This window comes from Tenacibaculum litopenaei (genome assembly GCF_964514025.1).
GTDB lineage: Bacteria > Bacteroidota > Bacteroidia > Flavobacteriales > Flavobacteriaceae > Polaribacter > Polaribacter litopenaei.
The window spans coordinates 258,098-275,483 of record NZ_CAZEQT010000001.1 but is presented as its reverse complement, the minus strand read 5'-3'; the positions used below and the strand labels follow the sequence as shown (position 1 = coordinate 275,483).

14 protein-coding genes and 1 tRNA gene are annotated in these 17,386 nt (G+C 39.5%); 10 read left to right on the top strand and 5 right to left on the bottom strand.

What is annotated here, in order from left to right; all coding sequences use genetic code 11:
• The first annotated feature begins 975 nt into the window (after nucleotides 1-975).
• Nucleotides 976-2,397 carry a pyridoxal phosphate-dependent decarboxylase family protein gene (locus ACKTS5_RS01130; RefSeq protein WP_408041985.1) on the top strand — a complete coding sequence of 474 codons (1,422 nt, stop codon included), beginning with the start codon at nucleotides 976-978 and terminating at the stop codon, nucleotides 2,395-2,397.
• A gap of 2 nt (nucleotides 2,398-2,399) precedes the next feature.
• Nucleotides 2,400-3,242 (top strand): methylated-DNA--[protein]-cysteine S-methyltransferase, encoded by an 843-nt coding sequence (locus ACKTS5_RS01125; RefSeq protein ID WP_408041984.1) that lies wholly within the window; start codon nucleotides 2,400-2,402, stop codon nucleotides 3,240-3,242.
• A gap of 231 nt (nucleotides 3,243-3,473) precedes the next feature.
• On the opposite strand, the gene ACKTS5_RS01120 is transcribed toward ACKTS5_RS01125, so the two are convergent.
• Nucleotides 3,474-3,555: transfer RNA gene (locus tag ACKTS5_RS01120), tRNA-Leu, on the bottom strand.
• A gap of 483 nt (nucleotides 3,556-4,038) precedes the next feature.
• Between ACKTS5_RS01120 and ACKTS5_RS01115 the strand changes: the two genes are divergently transcribed.
• On the top strand, nucleotides 4,039-5,433 hold the full coding sequence (locus ACKTS5_RS01115; protein WP_408041983.1) for a dipeptidase: 1,395 nt from the start codon (nucleotides 4,039-4,041) through the stop codon (nucleotides 5,431-5,433).
• Nucleotides 5,434-5,504: 71 nt separating this feature from the next.
• On the opposite strand, the gene ACKTS5_RS01110 is transcribed toward ACKTS5_RS01115, so the two are convergent.
• The 3 genes from ACKTS5_RS01110 to ACKTS5_RS01100 are packed head-to-tail and all read right to left on the bottom strand — an operon-like array spanning nucleotide 5,505 to nucleotide 7,331.
• Nucleotides 5,505-6,167 carry a DUF2490 domain-containing protein gene (locus ACKTS5_RS01110; protein WP_408041982.1) on the bottom strand — a complete coding sequence of 221 codons (663 nt, stop codon included), beginning with the start codon at nucleotides 6,165-6,167 and terminating at the stop codon, nucleotides 5,505-5,507.
• Nucleotides 6,167-6,754: a hypothetical protein gene (locus ACKTS5_RS01105; protein WP_408041981.1), complete on the bottom strand. Its 588-nt coding sequence runs from the start codon at nucleotides 6,752-6,754 to the stop codon at nucleotides 6,167-6,169. The genes ACKTS5_RS01110 and ACKTS5_RS01105 overlap by 1 nt, the downstream gene beginning before the upstream one ends.
• Nucleotide 6,755: 1 nt before the next feature.
• Entirely contained in the window at nucleotides 6,756-7,331 is a 576-nt protein-coding gene (locus ACKTS5_RS01100) for a Crp/Fnr family transcriptional regulator (protein ID WP_408041980.1), read from the bottom strand.
• 84 nt (nucleotides 7,332-7,415) lie between these two features.
• On the opposite strand from ACKTS5_RS01100, the gene ACKTS5_RS01095 reads away from it, so the two are divergent.
• The 7 genes from ACKTS5_RS01095 (at nucleotide 7,416) to ACKTS5_RS01065 (ending at nucleotide 16,437) form a co-directional block, all read left to right on the top strand.
• Nucleotides 7,416-8,000 (top strand): HD domain-containing protein, encoded by a 585-nt coding sequence (locus ACKTS5_RS01095; protein WP_408041979.1) that lies wholly within the window; start codon nucleotides 7,416-7,418, stop codon nucleotides 7,998-8,000.
• Complete coding sequence (locus tag ACKTS5_RS01090; RefSeq protein ID WP_408041978.1) at nucleotides 7,997-9,166, top strand: MFS transporter; 1,170 nt, start codon at nucleotides 7,997-7,999, stop codon at nucleotides 9,164-9,166. The genes ACKTS5_RS01095 and ACKTS5_RS01090 overlap by 4 nt, the downstream gene beginning before the upstream one ends.
• 77 nt (nucleotides 9,167-9,243) lie before the next feature.
• Entirely contained in the window at nucleotides 9,244-9,615 is a 372-nt protein-coding gene (locus ACKTS5_RS01085) for a BlaI/MecI/CopY family transcriptional regulator (protein WP_408041977.1), read from the top strand.
• Nucleotides 9,612-11,165, top strand: a complete 1,554-nt coding sequence (locus ACKTS5_RS01080; RefSeq protein ID WP_408041976.1) for a M56 family metallopeptidase — start codon at nucleotides 9,612-9,614, stop codon at nucleotides 11,163-11,165. The genes ACKTS5_RS01085 and ACKTS5_RS01080 overlap by 4 nt, the downstream gene beginning before the upstream one ends.
• 149 nt (nucleotides 11,166-11,314) lie before the next feature.
• A complete protein-coding gene (locus tag ACKTS5_RS01075; protein WP_408041975.1) occupies nucleotides 11,315-12,415 on the top strand; it encodes a DUF4407 domain-containing protein in 1,101 nt (366 codons plus the stop codon).
• A 68-nt stretch (nucleotides 12,416-12,483) separates the two neighbouring features.
• On the top strand, nucleotides 12,484-14,394 hold the full coding sequence (locus tag ACKTS5_RS01070; RefSeq protein ID WP_408041974.1) for a DUF3857 domain-containing protein: 1,911 nt from the start codon (nucleotides 12,484-12,486) through the stop codon (nucleotides 14,392-14,394).
• Nucleotides 14,395-14,418: 24 nt separating this feature from the next.
• A complete protein-coding gene (locus ACKTS5_RS01065; protein ID WP_408041973.1) occupies nucleotides 14,419-16,437 on the top strand; it encodes a DUF3857 and transglutaminase domain-containing protein in 2,019 nt (672 codons plus the stop codon).
• A 76-nt stretch (nucleotides 16,438-16,513) separates the two neighbouring features.
• Here ACKTS5_RS01065 and ACKTS5_RS01060 read toward each other — a convergent pair whose 3' ends face one another.
• Nucleotides 16,514-17,383 (bottom strand): acyl-CoA thioesterase, encoded by an 870-nt coding sequence (locus ACKTS5_RS01060; RefSeq protein ID WP_408041972.1) that lies wholly within the window; start codon nucleotides 17,381-17,383, stop codon nucleotides 16,514-16,516.
• Nucleotides 17,384-17,386 lie beyond the last annotated feature (3 nt).

Below are 17,386 nucleotides of genomic sequence, written 5' to 3'. Positions count from 1 at the left end.
AATTTCTTTGTCTTAATTTCTTTGTCTTAATTTCTTTGTCTTAATTTCTTTGTCTTAATTTCTTTGTCTTAATTTCTTTGTCTTAATTTCTTTGTCTTAATTTGCTTTGACTTACTTTCTTTGTCTTAATTTACTTTGACTTAATTTACTTTGACTTAATTTACTTTGACTTATGCTTTATTTCTATTTTTTTGTCGTAATAATGTAATCAGCATTACAAATGTACGTATTTTTACCGTACAATAAAAGTAAAATTAAAAAAAGTTGAAAAACTAGCTACAACAACGTATAAAATTAATTGCTTGGTTCAGGAGAACTTGCGGGAATCCTTGCGGATTTTCTATTCGGTTTATATTTGCTAAATTAGGTGCTTAAACATGCAACTAATCTTATACAAAACCGTTAGCAAACATTAAAACAAATCATAACTAAATAAACATTTACGATTATCGTAAGTGTTTATTGTTTTTCATTAAATCAAAAGAAATACCCTCGAAAATCAACTCACAAATATCTGGCAATAAGCAACTTATTAACAGAACAAGAAACGTTCCCCACATTTGTAATCAATTATTAGGTCTATTTTACTCTATTCAAACCTTATCACAAAACATCCCACACTGTAAACAACCAATCATCAACCTACTGTAGTGCATAAATCCAAAAAACATACAAATCCGGGGAAATATGCAATTTATTAATAGAAGTAGAACCTTATCCCCATATTTGTAATTAGAAATCAACATTAGTTAACAAAATCTCAATAACAAACAATAACTTAATTCTTTTATATTTACTATTGTTATTTTTTTAAGAGCATATATATGTCGTTTACCTATATAAATTAGTTCTATAACGACGTATTTTATGCGTGTATAAACAAGTTCTTAGTCATTTATAAGAAAACCGCAAGAATCGGGTTTTATAGTAAAAAGACATTTTAGAATTTTGTCAAAAAATAAAACGATACATAAAATGAATTTTGATTTTGACGAAAAACAACGCAAAGAAATACTAAATACTGTTTCACAAAAAATAGAGCATTTTTACTCTAATACTAAAGATTATAGAACTACACCAGAACTTAACTTACAAGAAATTAGAAATATTATAGAATCTGAAAATTTAGTTTCTGGAACCGAACCAGACAAAGCTATAGAGCATATAATAAACGGACTTGAAAATTATTCTGTTCACACACCACATCCAAAATATTTTGGTTTATTTAATCCACGAACAAATTTTGCGGGAATTATTGCAGATTTTATAACCGCTTCTTATAATCCTCAATTAGCAGCTTGGAGTCACGCTCCTTTTGCCGTTGAAGTAGAAGCTCACGTAATTAATCAGTTTATTGAAAAATTTGGCTTAAATCCAAAAAAATCAGACGGAGTTTTTACAACTGGCGGAGCTGAAGCAAATCTAACTGCTGTATTATCTGCATTAAATAATAAATATCCTGATTTCGCTAAAAACGGAATGTTTGGTTTAGATAAAAAACCTGTTATTTTTTGTTCTCAAGAAGCACATCATTCTGTGCAAAAAGCAGCGAAAATTGTAGGCTTAGGATATGAATTTGTAAAAACAATTCCAACGACTAAAGATTTAAAAATAGACACTGATTTATTAGAAAAAGAAATCAAAACCCTAAATAATTCAACACATAGCCCATTAATGGTTATTGGTACAGCAGGAACAACAGGAACAGGAACAATAGACGACTTAGAAGAAATTTCAAAAATATGCAAAACACATAATATTTGGTTTCACGTCGATGCCGCTTATGGTGGAGGAGCTGTCTTAAGTTCAAATCTAAAACACATACTGAAAGGCATTTCTGCTTCCGATTCGATAACTTTTGACGCACATAAATGGATGTCTGTTCCTATGGGAATAAGCGTATTCTTGACTTCTCATCAAGAAATTCTAAACAAAACATTTAGAATTACCACAGAATATATGCCTAAAGAAGCAAATGAATTAGAAATTGTTGAACCATTCTCACATTCCATTCAATGGTCAAGACGATTTATAGGTTTAAAAGTCTATTCATCTTTACTATTTTACGGTTGGAATGGTTATGAAAAAGTAATCAATCATCAAGCTAAAATGGGAGAATATTTAAGAACTAAACTAACAGAAAATAATTGGATTATTAAGAACAGTACCGAATTACCAGTAATCTGTTTTACAACCCCAAAATTTGAATCGGATGCAAATTTCACAAAAACCATTTTAGACAACATTTTGGCTAAAGGAAATTCTTGGATATCGGTTTACCCAATAAAAAACGTTCCAACATTTAGAGCTTGTATTACAAATTACAATACAACCGAAACAGAAATAGACGAATTAATTGAAGAATTAAATAAGGAAAGAAAAGCATATCAAGATTAATTATGTCAAATACTACAAAGACATATCATTATGATAAAATAGCAGAAGCTATTGAATATTTAGATGAGCATTTCAAAGAGCAACCTACTCTAGATGATATTGCTGAACATTTAAACATGAGTTCTTTTCATTTTCAAAGATTGTTCAAAGATTGGGTTGGTGTTACACCAAAAAAATACATTCAATTTTTGAGTGTAAATTATGCAAAAAGCAAACTTAAAAAAGATAAAAACACATTGTTTGATACTGCTTTAGACACAGGGCTTTCAGGTACTAGTCGTTTACACGATTTATTTATAAACATAGAAGGAATGACACCAGGAGAATATAAAAACGGGGGTAAGAGCTTAAATATAAACTATAGCTTTGCCGAAACCCAGTTTGGTGATATTTTGATGGCCACCACTAAAAAAGGAATATGTCATATTGCTTTTGTAGATAATAAAGAAGAGGCTTTACAGGTTTTGATAAATAGTTTTCCAAACGCAAATTACCAACAAAAGATTGATAAAATTCAACAAGAAATATTGATGGTATTCTTAAATGATTGGAATAAACTTAGTAAAATAAAATTACATTTAAAAGGCACTGATTTTCAATTAAAAGTTTGGGAGGCTTTATTGACTATTCCTAAAGGAAAATTGGCCACCTATGGAGAAATTGCAAAAAAAATCGAAAAACCAAAAGCTTCAAGAGCTGTAGGAACAGCTATTGGAAGTAATCCTATTGCTTATTTAATTCCTTGTCATAGAGTAATTCAATCTTCTGGAAAAACAGGTGGTTATCGCTGGAATCCAATCAGAAAGAAGGCAATAATAGGATGGGAAGCATCAAAATTAGATTAAAAACACCTTACAACAATGTGTATAATGCATACCCTCTGGGATACGTACCATACACAAAACGTTAGGACTATTTAAATCTATTTAGATCTTATCACAAAACAATATTTATTGTAAACAATAAATTATTAACCTACAGTAAAGTATTACTGCATAAAAAATGTGCAACGTTTGTACATCCTATAAAGCAAAAAATGCAATCAGTTAATTTTAACTAATTGCATTTGTTTAAAGTACGGGTGAAGGGAGTCGAACCCCCACGCCTTGCGGCACTAGATCCTAAGTCTAGCGTGTCTACCAATTCCACCACACCCGCGTGTTTTTGAATTGTGCCTGCAAATATACACCAAATATTCAATTTACAAGGACTTTTTTGAGGTTTAATTCCCTACTTTTTTATTGAACACTCAATTACAAGCACTTAACCAGTAAAAAAAGCAAAAGTCCTCCCGAGGAGGACTCACTTTAATCCTATTTTAAAACCCTTCTAAAAATTTTAAATAGATAACTAATGCGGGGCAAAAATCCGCTTTTATCACCATGATCAGGTTAAGCAAATATTATCAGTTTTTTAACTAAAAACCACCCAATTTCAACCTATTTAAAATCAACCACTTAGCAAACAAAATTCTTTTCCATTTTCCAACCTCCCGATACTCACTTCGTTTCAACTGATAGTATACTAACAAAAATCGCTCTAGCCTCAGTCAAAAAACACCAAAATCACCGCGCCTAACAAGGGCGTAAACATTTGTAAAAAATAAGTTAACTTTACATATTCAAATAACTTAATTTATCCATGCAAACAATTCAAGAATATATAGCTCAACACAAACAACGATTTATCGATGAGCTTATTGACTTATTAAAAATTCCTTCGGTAAGTGCCGACCCTGCCTATAATCAAGATGTATTAAATACTGCCGATGCAGTGAAAGCAAGCCTAGAAAAAGCAGGCTGCGATAAGGTGGAAATTTGCGAAACCCCAGGATATCCAATTGTTTACGGAGAAAAAATAATTGACCCTGCCCTTCCTACCGTATTGGTGTACGGGCACTACGATGTGCAACCCGCAGATCCTATTGACCTTTGGGATGCGCCTCCCTTTGATCCCGTGATCAAAAAAACAGACATCCACCCAGAAGGTGCCATCTTCGCCCGCGGTGCCTGTGATGACAAAGGACAAATGTACATGCACGTAAAAGCCCTAGAATACATGACTCAAAACGGTCAGCTTCCGTGTAATGTGAAGTTTATGATTGAAGGAGAAGAAGAAGTAGGCTCGGAAAGCTTGGCGTGGTTTGTACCTAAAAATAAAGAAAAATTAGCCAATGACGTGATCTTAATCTCCGATACCGGAATGATTGCGAATGATATTCCATCAATCACCACCGGATTGCGTGGTTTGAGCTACGTGGAAGTAGAAGTAACCGGACCTAACCGCGACCTGCACTCAGGGCTCTACGGAGGTGCCGTTGCCAACCCTATTAACGTATTGACCAAAATGATTTCGTCATTACACGATGAAAACAACCATATTACCATCCCTGGTTTTTACGATAAAGTAGAAGAATTATCAAAAGAGGAACGCGCAGAAATGGCCAAAGCGCCCTTTTCATTAGAAGCCTATAAAAATGCCTTAGACATCGACGATGTGTACGGAGAAGCGGGCTATAGTACCAACGAGCGCAACTCAATTCGACCTACCTTAGACGTCAACGGAATCTGGGGAGGCTATACCGGTGAAGGTGCCAAAACCGTTATCGCTAGTAAGGCCTATGCTAAAATTTCTATGCGACTGGTACCCAACCAAGAGTGGGAAGAAATTACCGAATTGTTTAAAAAGCACTTCGAAAGCATCGCACCAGCTGGCGTACGTGTAAAAGTAACGCCACACCACGGTGGACAAGGTTATGTAACTCCAATCGACAACATCGGATACCAAGCAGCGAGCAAGGCCTACCAAGAAACCTTTGGTGTTACCCCAATACCACAACGCAGTGGAGGAAGTATTCCTATTGTAAGCTTGTTTGAACAAGAACTAAAAAGCAAAACCATTTTAATGGGATTCGGATTGAACTCCGATGCGATCCACTCACCAAACGAACACTTCGGCGTGTGGAACTACCTTAAAGGAATTGAAACCATTCCGTTTTTCTACCGCTATTTTAGCGAGTTATCGGAAAAAGCATAACGTACTACGCTTAGTACAACAGCACGACCGGAATTCAGTACTGCACTGAATTCCGGTTTTGTTTTTTTAGACTAGTTGATGGTAATGTACCAGGTAGTTCGAAACCATAAACTGTGTGCCTGTGCAGGTTCAAATAGGTGGGCATAACGGTAGTCTACCCCAAATTCCAGCTTGTTGTTCGGATTGATTAAATACCCCACATACGGCGATACTCGCAGTTCAAAATCACGTTTGTTAAACTGGTATAAATACTCGTTGGTCAGTTTTACATACCACTCTTTTGGATCTAACTTTTCTCCACTCAACGCCCGTTGAGCACCCAAACGATATCGCGCACGGTATTGCGGACGTTTTCCCGATTGGAAAAACTGTTCAAAACCTATGCGATGGGCCAGCTTCCAATGCTGCACCCCAGTAACGATATTGTAGTGTTGCACCGTTCGGTGTATGCGCTCACCCGCCTTAAATCGTAAAATATATCCGACATTAACCGAGCGATTATAACCCGATTTTATCGATACTAAGGTCGATACATCGACCAACCTATGTGCTAACTTCCAGTCATCTTTATACCACTGCTCGCGTGCTTCCACACTTTGCACCCACTTTAACTGGGAATTGATTTTTTTCGTTAGTACCACCTTTGGCAACCATCCACTCAAGGTGGTATCTTGGGCATATAGCGCAGTGCTCAGCAATCCGAACACCCAAGTCATCATCAAAATTTTCTTCATTAATACTCTAGATTATCCGAATTTACCGGAGCAAATTTTAGTTCTTTTTCAAGGCTACCATCTCGGCGCAGCAATACTTCGTACTTAGCAGTGTCTCCGTCCTTCTCAGCGGTGAGTACGAGCTCGTACTTCAATACCAAAGGCTCGGCTAAATCACCCGTAAAAACAGCCTTCTTAATCGCTTCCACACTCCCAGTATACTGAAATTGTACTTTTTTTACCTTGAACGATCGAAAAGTTTGCTGCAGCCTTTTTTTTAACAAGGATTTTAAAGACTTCGGCAATTTTTTCCATCGGTAATGTACCTCTACATCTTGCAATTCACCCAATTCACTAAACTCCACACTGTGACGCTGCCCGCGGAACTTAAATTTGGCTTCAAAGGTTTTCCCATCTTGGCTCTCCTCGGCAAACCACTTTAGCTTTTTGAGGCTCTTGACTGGTAAATCCCAATTAGTAAGTAAGGTTCTTGCCGCTGGCGGAACCGCTGTGTCTTCGATACGATATTCGCGCTCGAATTTTTCTTGAGCCTGCACGCTTGTCCAACTCATCGTGGCAATCAAGCAAATGCCTATCAGCGTTTTCATGCTATAACTTTTTGTTTTTTTCTTTTCGTTGTAATAAGGCCCTGTTTAGACTTCTCGGAGTAATTCCCAGGTAATTTGCGACGTCGGTTTTTGCCACCTGCGTTAGCAATTCAGGAGCCTGTGTCAGTAAACGCGTTAGGTTTTCTTCAACCGTATAACTCGCCTGGTAAGCACTTCGCGGTGCTTTGTACGAAATCTTTTCGGCCAGGCCTTTCATGATCAACGCGTTAAAGGCGGTATCTTTTGCGAGTAGTTGCCGAAAGTGATCAAATGAAATTTTATACAGTACCACCTCGCTCAACGCCTCAATAACGCAGTAACTCCGTTTCCCATTAAAAAACTCAATCTCCCCAAAAAACATACCCACTCCCAAAAACTCTTGGATGTATTCTTTACCGTTTTCATTGGGCAAGTAACACTTGGCCAAACCCGTACTCAGTATGTAAATCCACTGATACCGTTTGTCAACATCGATCAACACCGCATTTTTTTCGCGCTGTTCGCGTTGAAAATAGCCTGCCGTTTCCCCTGTTAAATTTTCGATATAGGTTAGTAAATCGGGTTGTGTTCTGATCATGATATACCGTTGGGACAAATGTCCTTTGCCGTCCTTTTTAAGCGTTGTTACTTTGCCTTGTAAAAATACACAATATTTAAACACATGACCACAACAACGCTTTCACAACAACTAGATTTTATAACAGAAATAGACAAACTCAAAAACGTAGCACGCAAAACCAGACATCTCAACGGAACCACCGCAGAAAACGATGCGGAGCACTCTTGGCATCTCGCCATGATGGCCTTGATACTCCAGGAGCACGCCAACCAGCCCGTAAACATCCTCAAAGTTCTCAAAATGGTCTTGATTCACGATATCGTCGAAATTGACTCGGGAGATATCTTTTTATTTGACACGGTCCGAAACCACGACAATACCGAAAATGAACTCAAAGCCGCCGAACGTATTTTTGGACTACTTCCAGCACCCCAAAAAGAAGAATTCATTGCCCTTTGGCAAGAGTTTGAAGCTGCCGAAACACCAGAAGCTCAATTTGCCAAGGCCATTGACCGCTATGCACCTGTACTCATCAACTCACAGAACGACGGTGGTGCATGGAGAGAATTTGACATTTCTGAACAGCTTGTGATTGAAAAGAACCAGCGTATTCAACAAGGGTCTACTACCTTGTGGAGCATTGCAAAAAAGCAAATTCAACAGGCATTTCAACGAGTACAACTATGAAAACACTAACCCATACTACTACGCTGATCAGTAAACCCTTTGTGTTTATTTGTATCAGCTCCCTGCTCTTTTCATCGAGCTACAACATGCTTATACCTGAACTTCCAAGCTACCTCGCCCAAATGGGCGGTGGTGAATGGAAAGGACTCATCATTGCGCTATTTACCCTTACCGCCGGGCTTTCACGTCCGTTTAGTGGTAAACTCGCCGATACCATTGGGCGCAAACCCGTCATGCTCTTTGGCGCTTTTGTTTGTATAGGAATCAGCAGCTTATATCCTGTAATCAGTTCCATTGCGGGCTTCTTGTTTTTACGTCTCGTACACGGCTTCTCTACAGGTTTTACGCCCACCGGATTATCGGCCTATATTGCTGACAGTATTCCGAAAGCTCGCTGGGGAGAAGCCCTCGGAATCCAAGGACTATTTTACAGCACAGGACTCGCACTCGGACCCGCCGTAGGCAGCTTGATAAAGGCCAACTACTCCTTCGACATCATGTTTTACAGTTCCTCAGCAGTAGCTCTACTGGCCCTAACACTTATGCAACAAGTTCCTGAAACCCTGCAAAAAAGCGGGCAGTTTAGCTGGAATAGCCTAAAAATTACCAAAAGCGATGTGATTGCCAAAGAAGTACTACCTGCAGGGATCATCAACTTTCTTTACTACCTGCCCTTTGGCGTAGTACTCACCTTGATTCCCGACTGGAGTGAAACTGTAGGCATCAGCAATAAAGGCGCCTTCTTTATCTATTTCACCTTGGCTTCGTTGGCCGTTCGTTTCTTTGCCGGAAAATACTCGGATACCTACGGACGCATCCCGCTCATCAAGGTAGGACTCCTGCTCATGGGGATCGCCCTACTGCTCTTGGGCAGTATGCACAGCGCAACAGGCGTGTACTTGAGTGCAACGCTCTACGGCTTGGCTATGGGAATTTTATCACCCGCTGCCAATGCTTGGACCATTGACCTCAGCAATGACCATGAACGCGGAAAAGCAATGGCCACCATGTATATTGCCCTCGAAGCCGGAATAGGCCTCGGAGCCCTTTGCAGTGGTGCCTATGTACAAAACCATATTCAACGAACTCCAGTAAGCATACTCATTGCAGCAGCCCTTGTTTTTAGTGGTATTGTATACCTAACCCTAAGACGCTCAAAAAAATAAACTGCATTTTTTCATCTCTACATTTGTAGAATACATTTTTTATTTCTACATTTGTAGAGTACAAAATTGAAAAAAGCATGCAGTTATCAAAAACAGAAGAGCAAGTAATGCAACATTTATGGAAACTTGAAAAGGCCTTTATGAAAGACCTGCTTCAAGCCTTTCCAGACCCCAAGCCGGCAACCACTACGGTGGCTACCTTATTAAAGAGGATGCACGACAAAGGGTTTATTGGCTATGAACTCCACGGCAAAGCGAGGGAGTACTATCCGCTAGTAAAAAAATCAGATTACTTTTCAAAGCACGTGAACGGATTGATTAAGAACTTCTTTAACAATTCAGCTTCCCAATTTGCTTCGTTTTTTACTGCCTCAACAGATCTTTCTATCGACGAATTAGAAGATTTAAAAAAGCTCATTGACAACCAAATTAAAGAACAGAAAAAATGATGCTTTACCTCCTCAAATCGTCGCTGTGCTTGGCCTTGTGTTTAGGCTTTTACCTACTGTGGTTACAACGAGAAAAAATGCATCAGTTTAAGCGTTTTTTCTTGCTGGGAAGTATCTTTCTTTCCTTTCTCATCCCACTACTAACCATAAGCACACCAGCACTCACCGAAACATTGATCTACGAGCAAGCTATCACGGATAATATTGTTATTGCCGAGCAAGTAACTCCTGAGCCTGGATTCGATTACGGGCAGGTACTGTGGGTACTTTACCTGGCAGTGACAGCGGTGCTTACCGTCCGTTTAGTGCGCAATCTATACGGAATTGCCAAACGCATATGGACGTCAAAACGCTTGCATTTGGAATCGGCAACCCTGGTATTGACGGAAGAGCATTTGAGTCCGCATACTTTTTTGAACTATATCTTTATCAGTAAAAAAGAATACACCGACAGCAGCATTGCCCCGGAGTTATTGACCCATGAGCTCACGCATGCCCGTCAAAAACACTCTGTAGACATCTTGATTATAGAATGCTTGCTCCTCGTATTTTGGTTCCATCCGTTGTTTTACCTAGTCAAAAAACAGATGCAACTAAACCACGAATTTTTAGCCGACGACAAGGTGCTGCAACAGCACAGCAACCTCGTTGGATACCAACATTTACTCTTAGAAAAACTCACGCTGAACAGCGCTCATTACTTGGCCAGTAATTTTAATTATTCATTAACAAAAAAACGATTAGTTATGATGACTTCAAAACGATCAACCACGACGATACTGCTCAAAAAACTAGCAGTACTTCCATTACTTGGCGCATTTGTATACCTGTTTGCCGAACGTGTTCAAGCTCAAGAAGAGCCCAGCTATGAAAAAGTTATAGTAAAAGCTCCTAAGCCCAATGCTCCGGCAGCACAGTCACAAATGACCATTACGTACCAACGCAAAGACGGTACTAAAATCGTAAAGAAATTCGAAGATCTTACGGAGGCAGAAAAGGCAAAATTACCGCCACCGCCACCGCGTATTACCGCCCGTAAAGTTCCTTCAAAGGCACTTATAAACAAATTGAAAGACAGTAAAACCTATGCAATTTGGATTGATGGAAAACCTGTTAGCAACAAAATCCTCAACCGCTATAAAAACACGGATTTTGCGTATCATTCAGGGAGTATGGTGCATAAAAACGCTCGTAGCAAACGCTTCCCTCAACCCTACCAGTTTAACTTAGCTACGGAAAAGTACTACCGCAAGCACATTAAAAACCGCAAAGGTATATATCCGGTTGCTATTAAGGAGCTGTTACCTCCTCCGCCTCCACCACACACCAAAGAGTGCGAAGCAGTACCACCACCGTCTCCTTTAGAGTTTGTAAAAAAGATGAACAACAAAGAGGTGAGCTATACCTATAACGGTAAGCCTGTAAGCCATAAAAAAGCCTTACAACTCTTACAAAAAAACAACGCTCTCAATATTCGCGTGCTAAAGAAAAACGGAAAACAAAGTGTGCACATTAGCGAAAAACCCATTGTGATCGAAAGCAAACAGTAAATTTTCGCAAGCCGCTGCAAGCAGCAGACTAAAAACCAAGACACTAACCCAAGAACGGGCTCCTAGTGCTGGTAAAAACTTTAACACTAAAAAGCCTCTGAATCAGGGGCTTTTTTGTAACAAATCAACTTTTCATTCGTTATTAGAGTATGCTAAAACGTTTTTTCCTCCTTTGTTCTGGGGCCGATATTCCCTTGCTCAACGAATGTTCACACGGTGAACAAAACAAATACGTCGGTATCGGCGCTACCGTATTTTTTACTGCAGTCATGGCCGCCATTGCGGCTAGCTATGCCTTGTATACCGTATTTGACCAGGTGCTCATTGCAGTATTTTTTGGACTAGTCTGGGGGTTGCTCATTTTTAACCTCGACCGTTTTATCGTGTCGACCATGCGCAAAAAAGAATCCTTTAAAAGTGAGTTTCTGCAGGCCTTACCCCGATTAATTTTGGCTCTCATCATTGCCATGGTGATCTCAAAACCTTTGGAATTAAAAATTTTCGACAAAGAAATTCAACAGGTCCTACTCGAAGAAAAAAACGAGATGACACTTAACAATCAGCAGCAAATTGCGCAGCAATTCACTCCGCAACGAACTGCACTTCAAACGGAAATCGAGCGCCTAAAAGAAGAAATTACAGCAAAGGAAACAGAAGTAAACAACCTCTATGAAACCTATATTTCAGAAGCAGAAGGACGCAAGGGAACTAAAAAGGTAGGAAAGGGCCCGGTATACAAAGAAAAAAGAGCGAAACACGATCAAGCGCTTGCCGATTTGGCGGCCTTAAAAAAAGAAAATCAAGCAAAAATTGCCACCAAAGAAGCCGCCGTGCTCCAGTTGCAACAGCAAGAAAAAAATTCAGTGACCAACAGTCAACCCATCATCGATAATTTCGGAGGGTTTATGGCTCGCATCAACGCACTTAACAAATTGCCCTGGCTGCCGTCATTCTTTATTTTCTTACTCTTTTTAGCCATTGAAACAGCCCCTATTTTTGCGAAACTCATCAGTGCTAAAAGTGAATACGACCTCAAGTACCAGAACCGAGAAGACATCCTAAAAAACTGGATTTTACAACAAGAACACCAACGCAGTGTCTTACTGGCTACGGATACGGAATTAAACAACAAAGTATACCGCGATTTACAAGAAGAAGAAGCCATCTATCAACAAAAACAACAGATGGCTAGAAAACTCATTCAAGCCCAAACAGATAGCTTTTTACAAAACCATCAAAAAGTGCTATAGATTTCATAATTTTTCTTTATATCCTTCAACATTTTTTTTAATTTTGCGAAGAATATTATTGAAATTGCATGAATAAACTAAAAACGCTAGTACAAATTGCTATTGTATGTGTTAGCATGACCTCATTTGCACAAAATCCATTAGAATATTCAGGTTTACTCATCAGTCCTGAGTTAAAAGAAAATGCAAATGCCGTCATTAAACTGTCTGAAACGACCATTGAAGTCACCTCTTTTGACCGCTTAAAAGTAACGGAAAAACGCGTGGTTACGGTACTCAACAAGCTCGGTCGTAAATGGGTACACGCGTACCAACATTACAACAACGACACAAAAATTCGCAACCTAAGTGCGACGATCTACGACAATCTCGGAAAGCGTATCAAACGCTATGCTGAAAGTGACTTTAACGATGTAAGTGCTGTTGACGATGTTTCTTTGTACAGCGACGCCAAAATTAAGTTCTTAGAATACACGCCAACCTCATATCCGTATACCGTAGTTTTTGAAACTACCTACGAAAATTCAACGACGGCCTTTATTCCGAGTTGGAATCCTATAGAAGGATACAGTGTTTCTGTACAGAAAAGTACCTATCGACTGCTAAATCCTACCTCAGTACCTTATCGCAAAAAAGAATCGAACTTCAAAGGTTTTGACGTTCAAGCATCAGCTACTCCTGAGGTCTTGGTATACGAAATCAAAAATCAACCTGCTATCAAGTTCGAGCGCACCAGTGTTGCCTTGCATAAAACAACTCCGACACTACAGGTAGCCTTGGATAAATTTGCCTTAAAAGGCGTTGCTGGGACCGCAACAAACTGGAAAGAACTCGGTTTGTGGTTGCACCAGCATCTGTTTACCGACAAAAACCAGTTAAGTCCTGCAACCATTAGCAAGGTAAAACAACTCGTTAAGGGAATTGAAAGTGACGAAGAGAAGGTCAAAAAAATCTACGAATACGTTCAAAATAAAACGCGATACATCAGTGTACAAGTCGACATCGGTGGCTGGGAACCCATTGCCGCTATGGAAGTAGACAAGGTGAGCTACGGTGACTGTAAAGGCCTGTCTAACTACACTAAAGCCCTGTTAGACGCTGTTGGGATTCCGTCATATCACACCCTCGTATACGCGAAAAACAAACGTGACATCACCAAAGATTTCACCTCATTGCAAGGAAACCACATGATTTTAAACGTTCCGTTAAAAGATAAGGAACTGTGGTTGGAATGCACCAATCAGGAGATCCCTTTCGGATTTTTAGGAGACTTCACCGATGACCGTGATGTTCTCGTAGTAACCCCTGAAGGAGGAATCATTAAAAGGACTCCTAGCTACAAAGACAACAGTTTGCAAGAAACTACGGCAACCATAGCATTGAAAGCCAATGGAAATGTTACGGCTCATATTGAACGCAGTTCAACAGGAGTTCAGTACAACAACAGTTATCAAATTGAAGGTTTCACATCAAAAGAGCTCGACAAATACTACAAAGAACGCATTTGGGACTATAACAACAACTTGGAAATTGTTAAAACACAGTTTACCAATGACAAGAAAGCCGTTAAATTCACGGAATCGATAGATGTTACCTTGGATGAATTTGCTACGGTACGTCCGGAAAACTACCTCGTACGCGTCAATGTATTTAACCGCTTTTCGCACGTTCCTAAGCGTTACCGCAAACGCAAGCGTCCGTTAAAATTATCGATGAGCTATACTGACAAGGACAGCTATACCTACACCTTACCTGAAGGGTATAAGATGACGACACTTCCTGCGAAGATCAACCTTGAAAGTACTTTTGGACGTTACACCGCCTATTTTGAAAAGATAGATGATACGCATTTCCGCTACCACCGCGAAATGACCATCAACGAAGGAGTGTACCCAAAAGAAGACTACAAAGCCTATAGAAAATTCAGAAAATCAATTGCTAAATACGACGGAATGCGTATTGAACTTATCAGACAATAAGAAAAACTACTAAACATAAAAATTATGAAAAAACTAGCATTATTAGTATGTATGTTTATATCTGTCACGGCTATGAGTCAAGATATAAGCTTCGGAAAAGTTTCGGAAGCGGAACTTAAAGCAACGCAGCACGCCCTTGATTCCACGGCAGATGCGGCCTATCTCTTTAAAAAGAGACGCACCTATTTTGACTATAATCGCAACGACGGATTTAACGTCGTTACCGAATATCACAGCCGTATTAAAATTTACACCAAAGAAGGCTTTGACTACGCCACACGCCACATTAGCTACCGCGATCCTAAAAAAGGAGACCGCGAAAAAGTTACGGACCTAAAAGCCTATACGTTTAACCTCGTGGATGGTAAAATAAAACGTACCAAAGTATCGAGAAAGGACATTTTTGAAGAGAGAATTAGCAAATATGCCAGTCAAAAAAAGATCACCTTTCCTGAAATTAAAGAAGGTTCCGTAATCGATTTCAAATACACGATTACTTGCCCTTTTTGGATTATCGAAACCCTAAACTTTCAATACGGTATCCCCGTTGATCAATTAGACTATAAAGTAACCGTTCCTGAATACTTTTTATTCAACCAACGCGCTAAAGGATACTATACCATCAATCCTGTAAAATCTATTTCCAGAGGAACCATCAGTTGGAATACGAAAACCAGAAATCACGCTGCAGCAACTGTGGTTACTCAATTTTCTACGGAGAGTGTTTCGTTTAACAAAAACATTTTGGAGTACAAACAAACCAATATTCCTGCTTTAAAAGACAACGAGCCTTTTGTCGGTAATATTAATAATTACCGCGGAGGAATGCAATTTGAATTGGCAGGAACGAGATTCCCGAATTCGCGTTTTAGAGATTTTGCTGTGACCTGGGGTGATATTTGTAAACGCATCTACAAATCGGCGGATTTTGGTGGTCAACTCGAAAAAACGCGCTACTTTAAAAAGGACTTAGCGCAAATTGTAGCCGAAGCAAAAACCGATTCTGAAAAAATTGCCAGCATCTACTATTTTGTGCAATCAAAAATGACTTGGAATGAATACTTCGGGAAATTCACTGACGAAGGTGTGAAACGCGCCTATGCTGATGGAAAAGGAAACGTAGCTGAAATCAATTTGATTTTGACAGCGATGTTGCGAAGTGCAGGACTTAATGCCAATCCAGTATTGGTAAGTACCCGTGCCAATGGTGTGCCTTTGTTCCCTACCAGTAAAGGGTTCAACTACGTGGTTACCAAAGTGAATTTAGGAAACAGCTACGTACTACTCGATGCTTCTGACAAGTTTTCAACTCCGAATATATTACCTGCACGTGCATTGAACTGGAACGGGCGTGAAATTACTCCTAACGGAACTTCTAATTGGGTAGCTATGGTACCGCGACGTCCTTCAAAAGAAACCTATACGTTACAGTTAAAAATTGCTGACGATTACAGCGTTCAGGGAATGATGCGCAAGTCACTCAGCAATCACTATGCAATGTATTACAGAAATGTAAACCACAACAAAAAAGAGGAAGACATCATAGGAAAGATCGAAGAAAAATACGGTATCGAAATCGAAGACTTCAAGCTTACGAACCTCAAAAAACTAGGAAAAAACATCACTTATACCATCAAGTTTGACATCGACGAAGCTGTAGAGGTAATCAATGACAAAGCCTATATCAATCCGATGGTCTTTTTAGCGAGAAAAGAAAACGTATTTAAAGCGAAAGAGCGCAGCTATCCAATCGACTTTGTAATGCCTTGGGAAGATAAGTTCACGGTGTCAATTAGTATTCCTGAAGGATATACAGTAGCTGAGTTACCAAAACCACTCGCTATTGGGTTACCAGAAAAAATGGGGCTTTTCAAGTACCAGGTTACCCAGCAAGGAAACAAAATTAAGCTGATTGCTATGCATAAAAACAACAAGAGTATCATTGGTCCTGAGTACTACGAAACTCTTAAGGAATTCTACAAGCAAATCGTGGCAAAACAACAAGAAAAAATTGTATTGGTAAAAGCAGCGGCTGCTAAGTAATACAAACCTCAACGAAACCAAAAAAGCTCGGAAATTCCGAGCTTTTTTTGGTTTTATATGCTGTAATACTAGTACCTTACTGTTTTCGCATAGGGCGCATGAGTCCCTCTTGAGCAACCGAAGCCACTAATTCTCCTGTACGCGTGTAAATATTACCGCAAGCGAATCCTCTGGCCCCGTATGAGTTTGGACTTTCGATAGAGAAGAGCATCCAATCGTCAAAGTCAAAATCGCGATAAAACCACATAGAATGGTCCAAGCTGGCCATCTGAGTATTTCCGAAATGGGCTTGACTCGCATTTGGATACAGACAAGCCGTTAAAATATTATAATCGGAAATATAGGTCAGTACTTGTTGCTTGATAGCAAGCGGAATATCGGTAACAGGTTCCTTTAACTTAAACCACACATCAACCACCGGTGGCAAATCTTCCTTATCAAAAGGATTTACTACCTGCACTGGTTTAAAATCTATGGGGCGCTCAATACTCAAAAAATCTTTCATTTTTTGCGGTAAAAAGTCTCCAAACTGATCCAGCATATCCGTCCAGCTAAACAGCTCTTCAGGCTGCTTTAGCTCCCGTTTCATAGGCATTTGATGTTCGTAACCTTCCTCCTGTTTGTGAAAAGAACAGGCTAAAATAAAAATGGTTTTATCCTCTTGATGTGCGGTAACACGCCTCGTTGAAAAGCTTCCGCCATCGCGAATGGTTTGTACGTTGTAGGTTATCGGAATATCCAAGCGTCCAGCCTCTAAAAAATAGGCGTGTAACGAATGCAAGCTACGCTCTTCTGGGGCCGTTCGGTAAGCGGCGTTTAACGATTGTGCCAGCACTTGTCCTCCAAACACATTCGGACTTCCAATGTCCTTACTAACTCCTGTAAAATTGCCTTCTCCGGCAGCTTCCAAGGTTAGTAAATTCAGTAATTCTTCAGTATTTCTCATGAG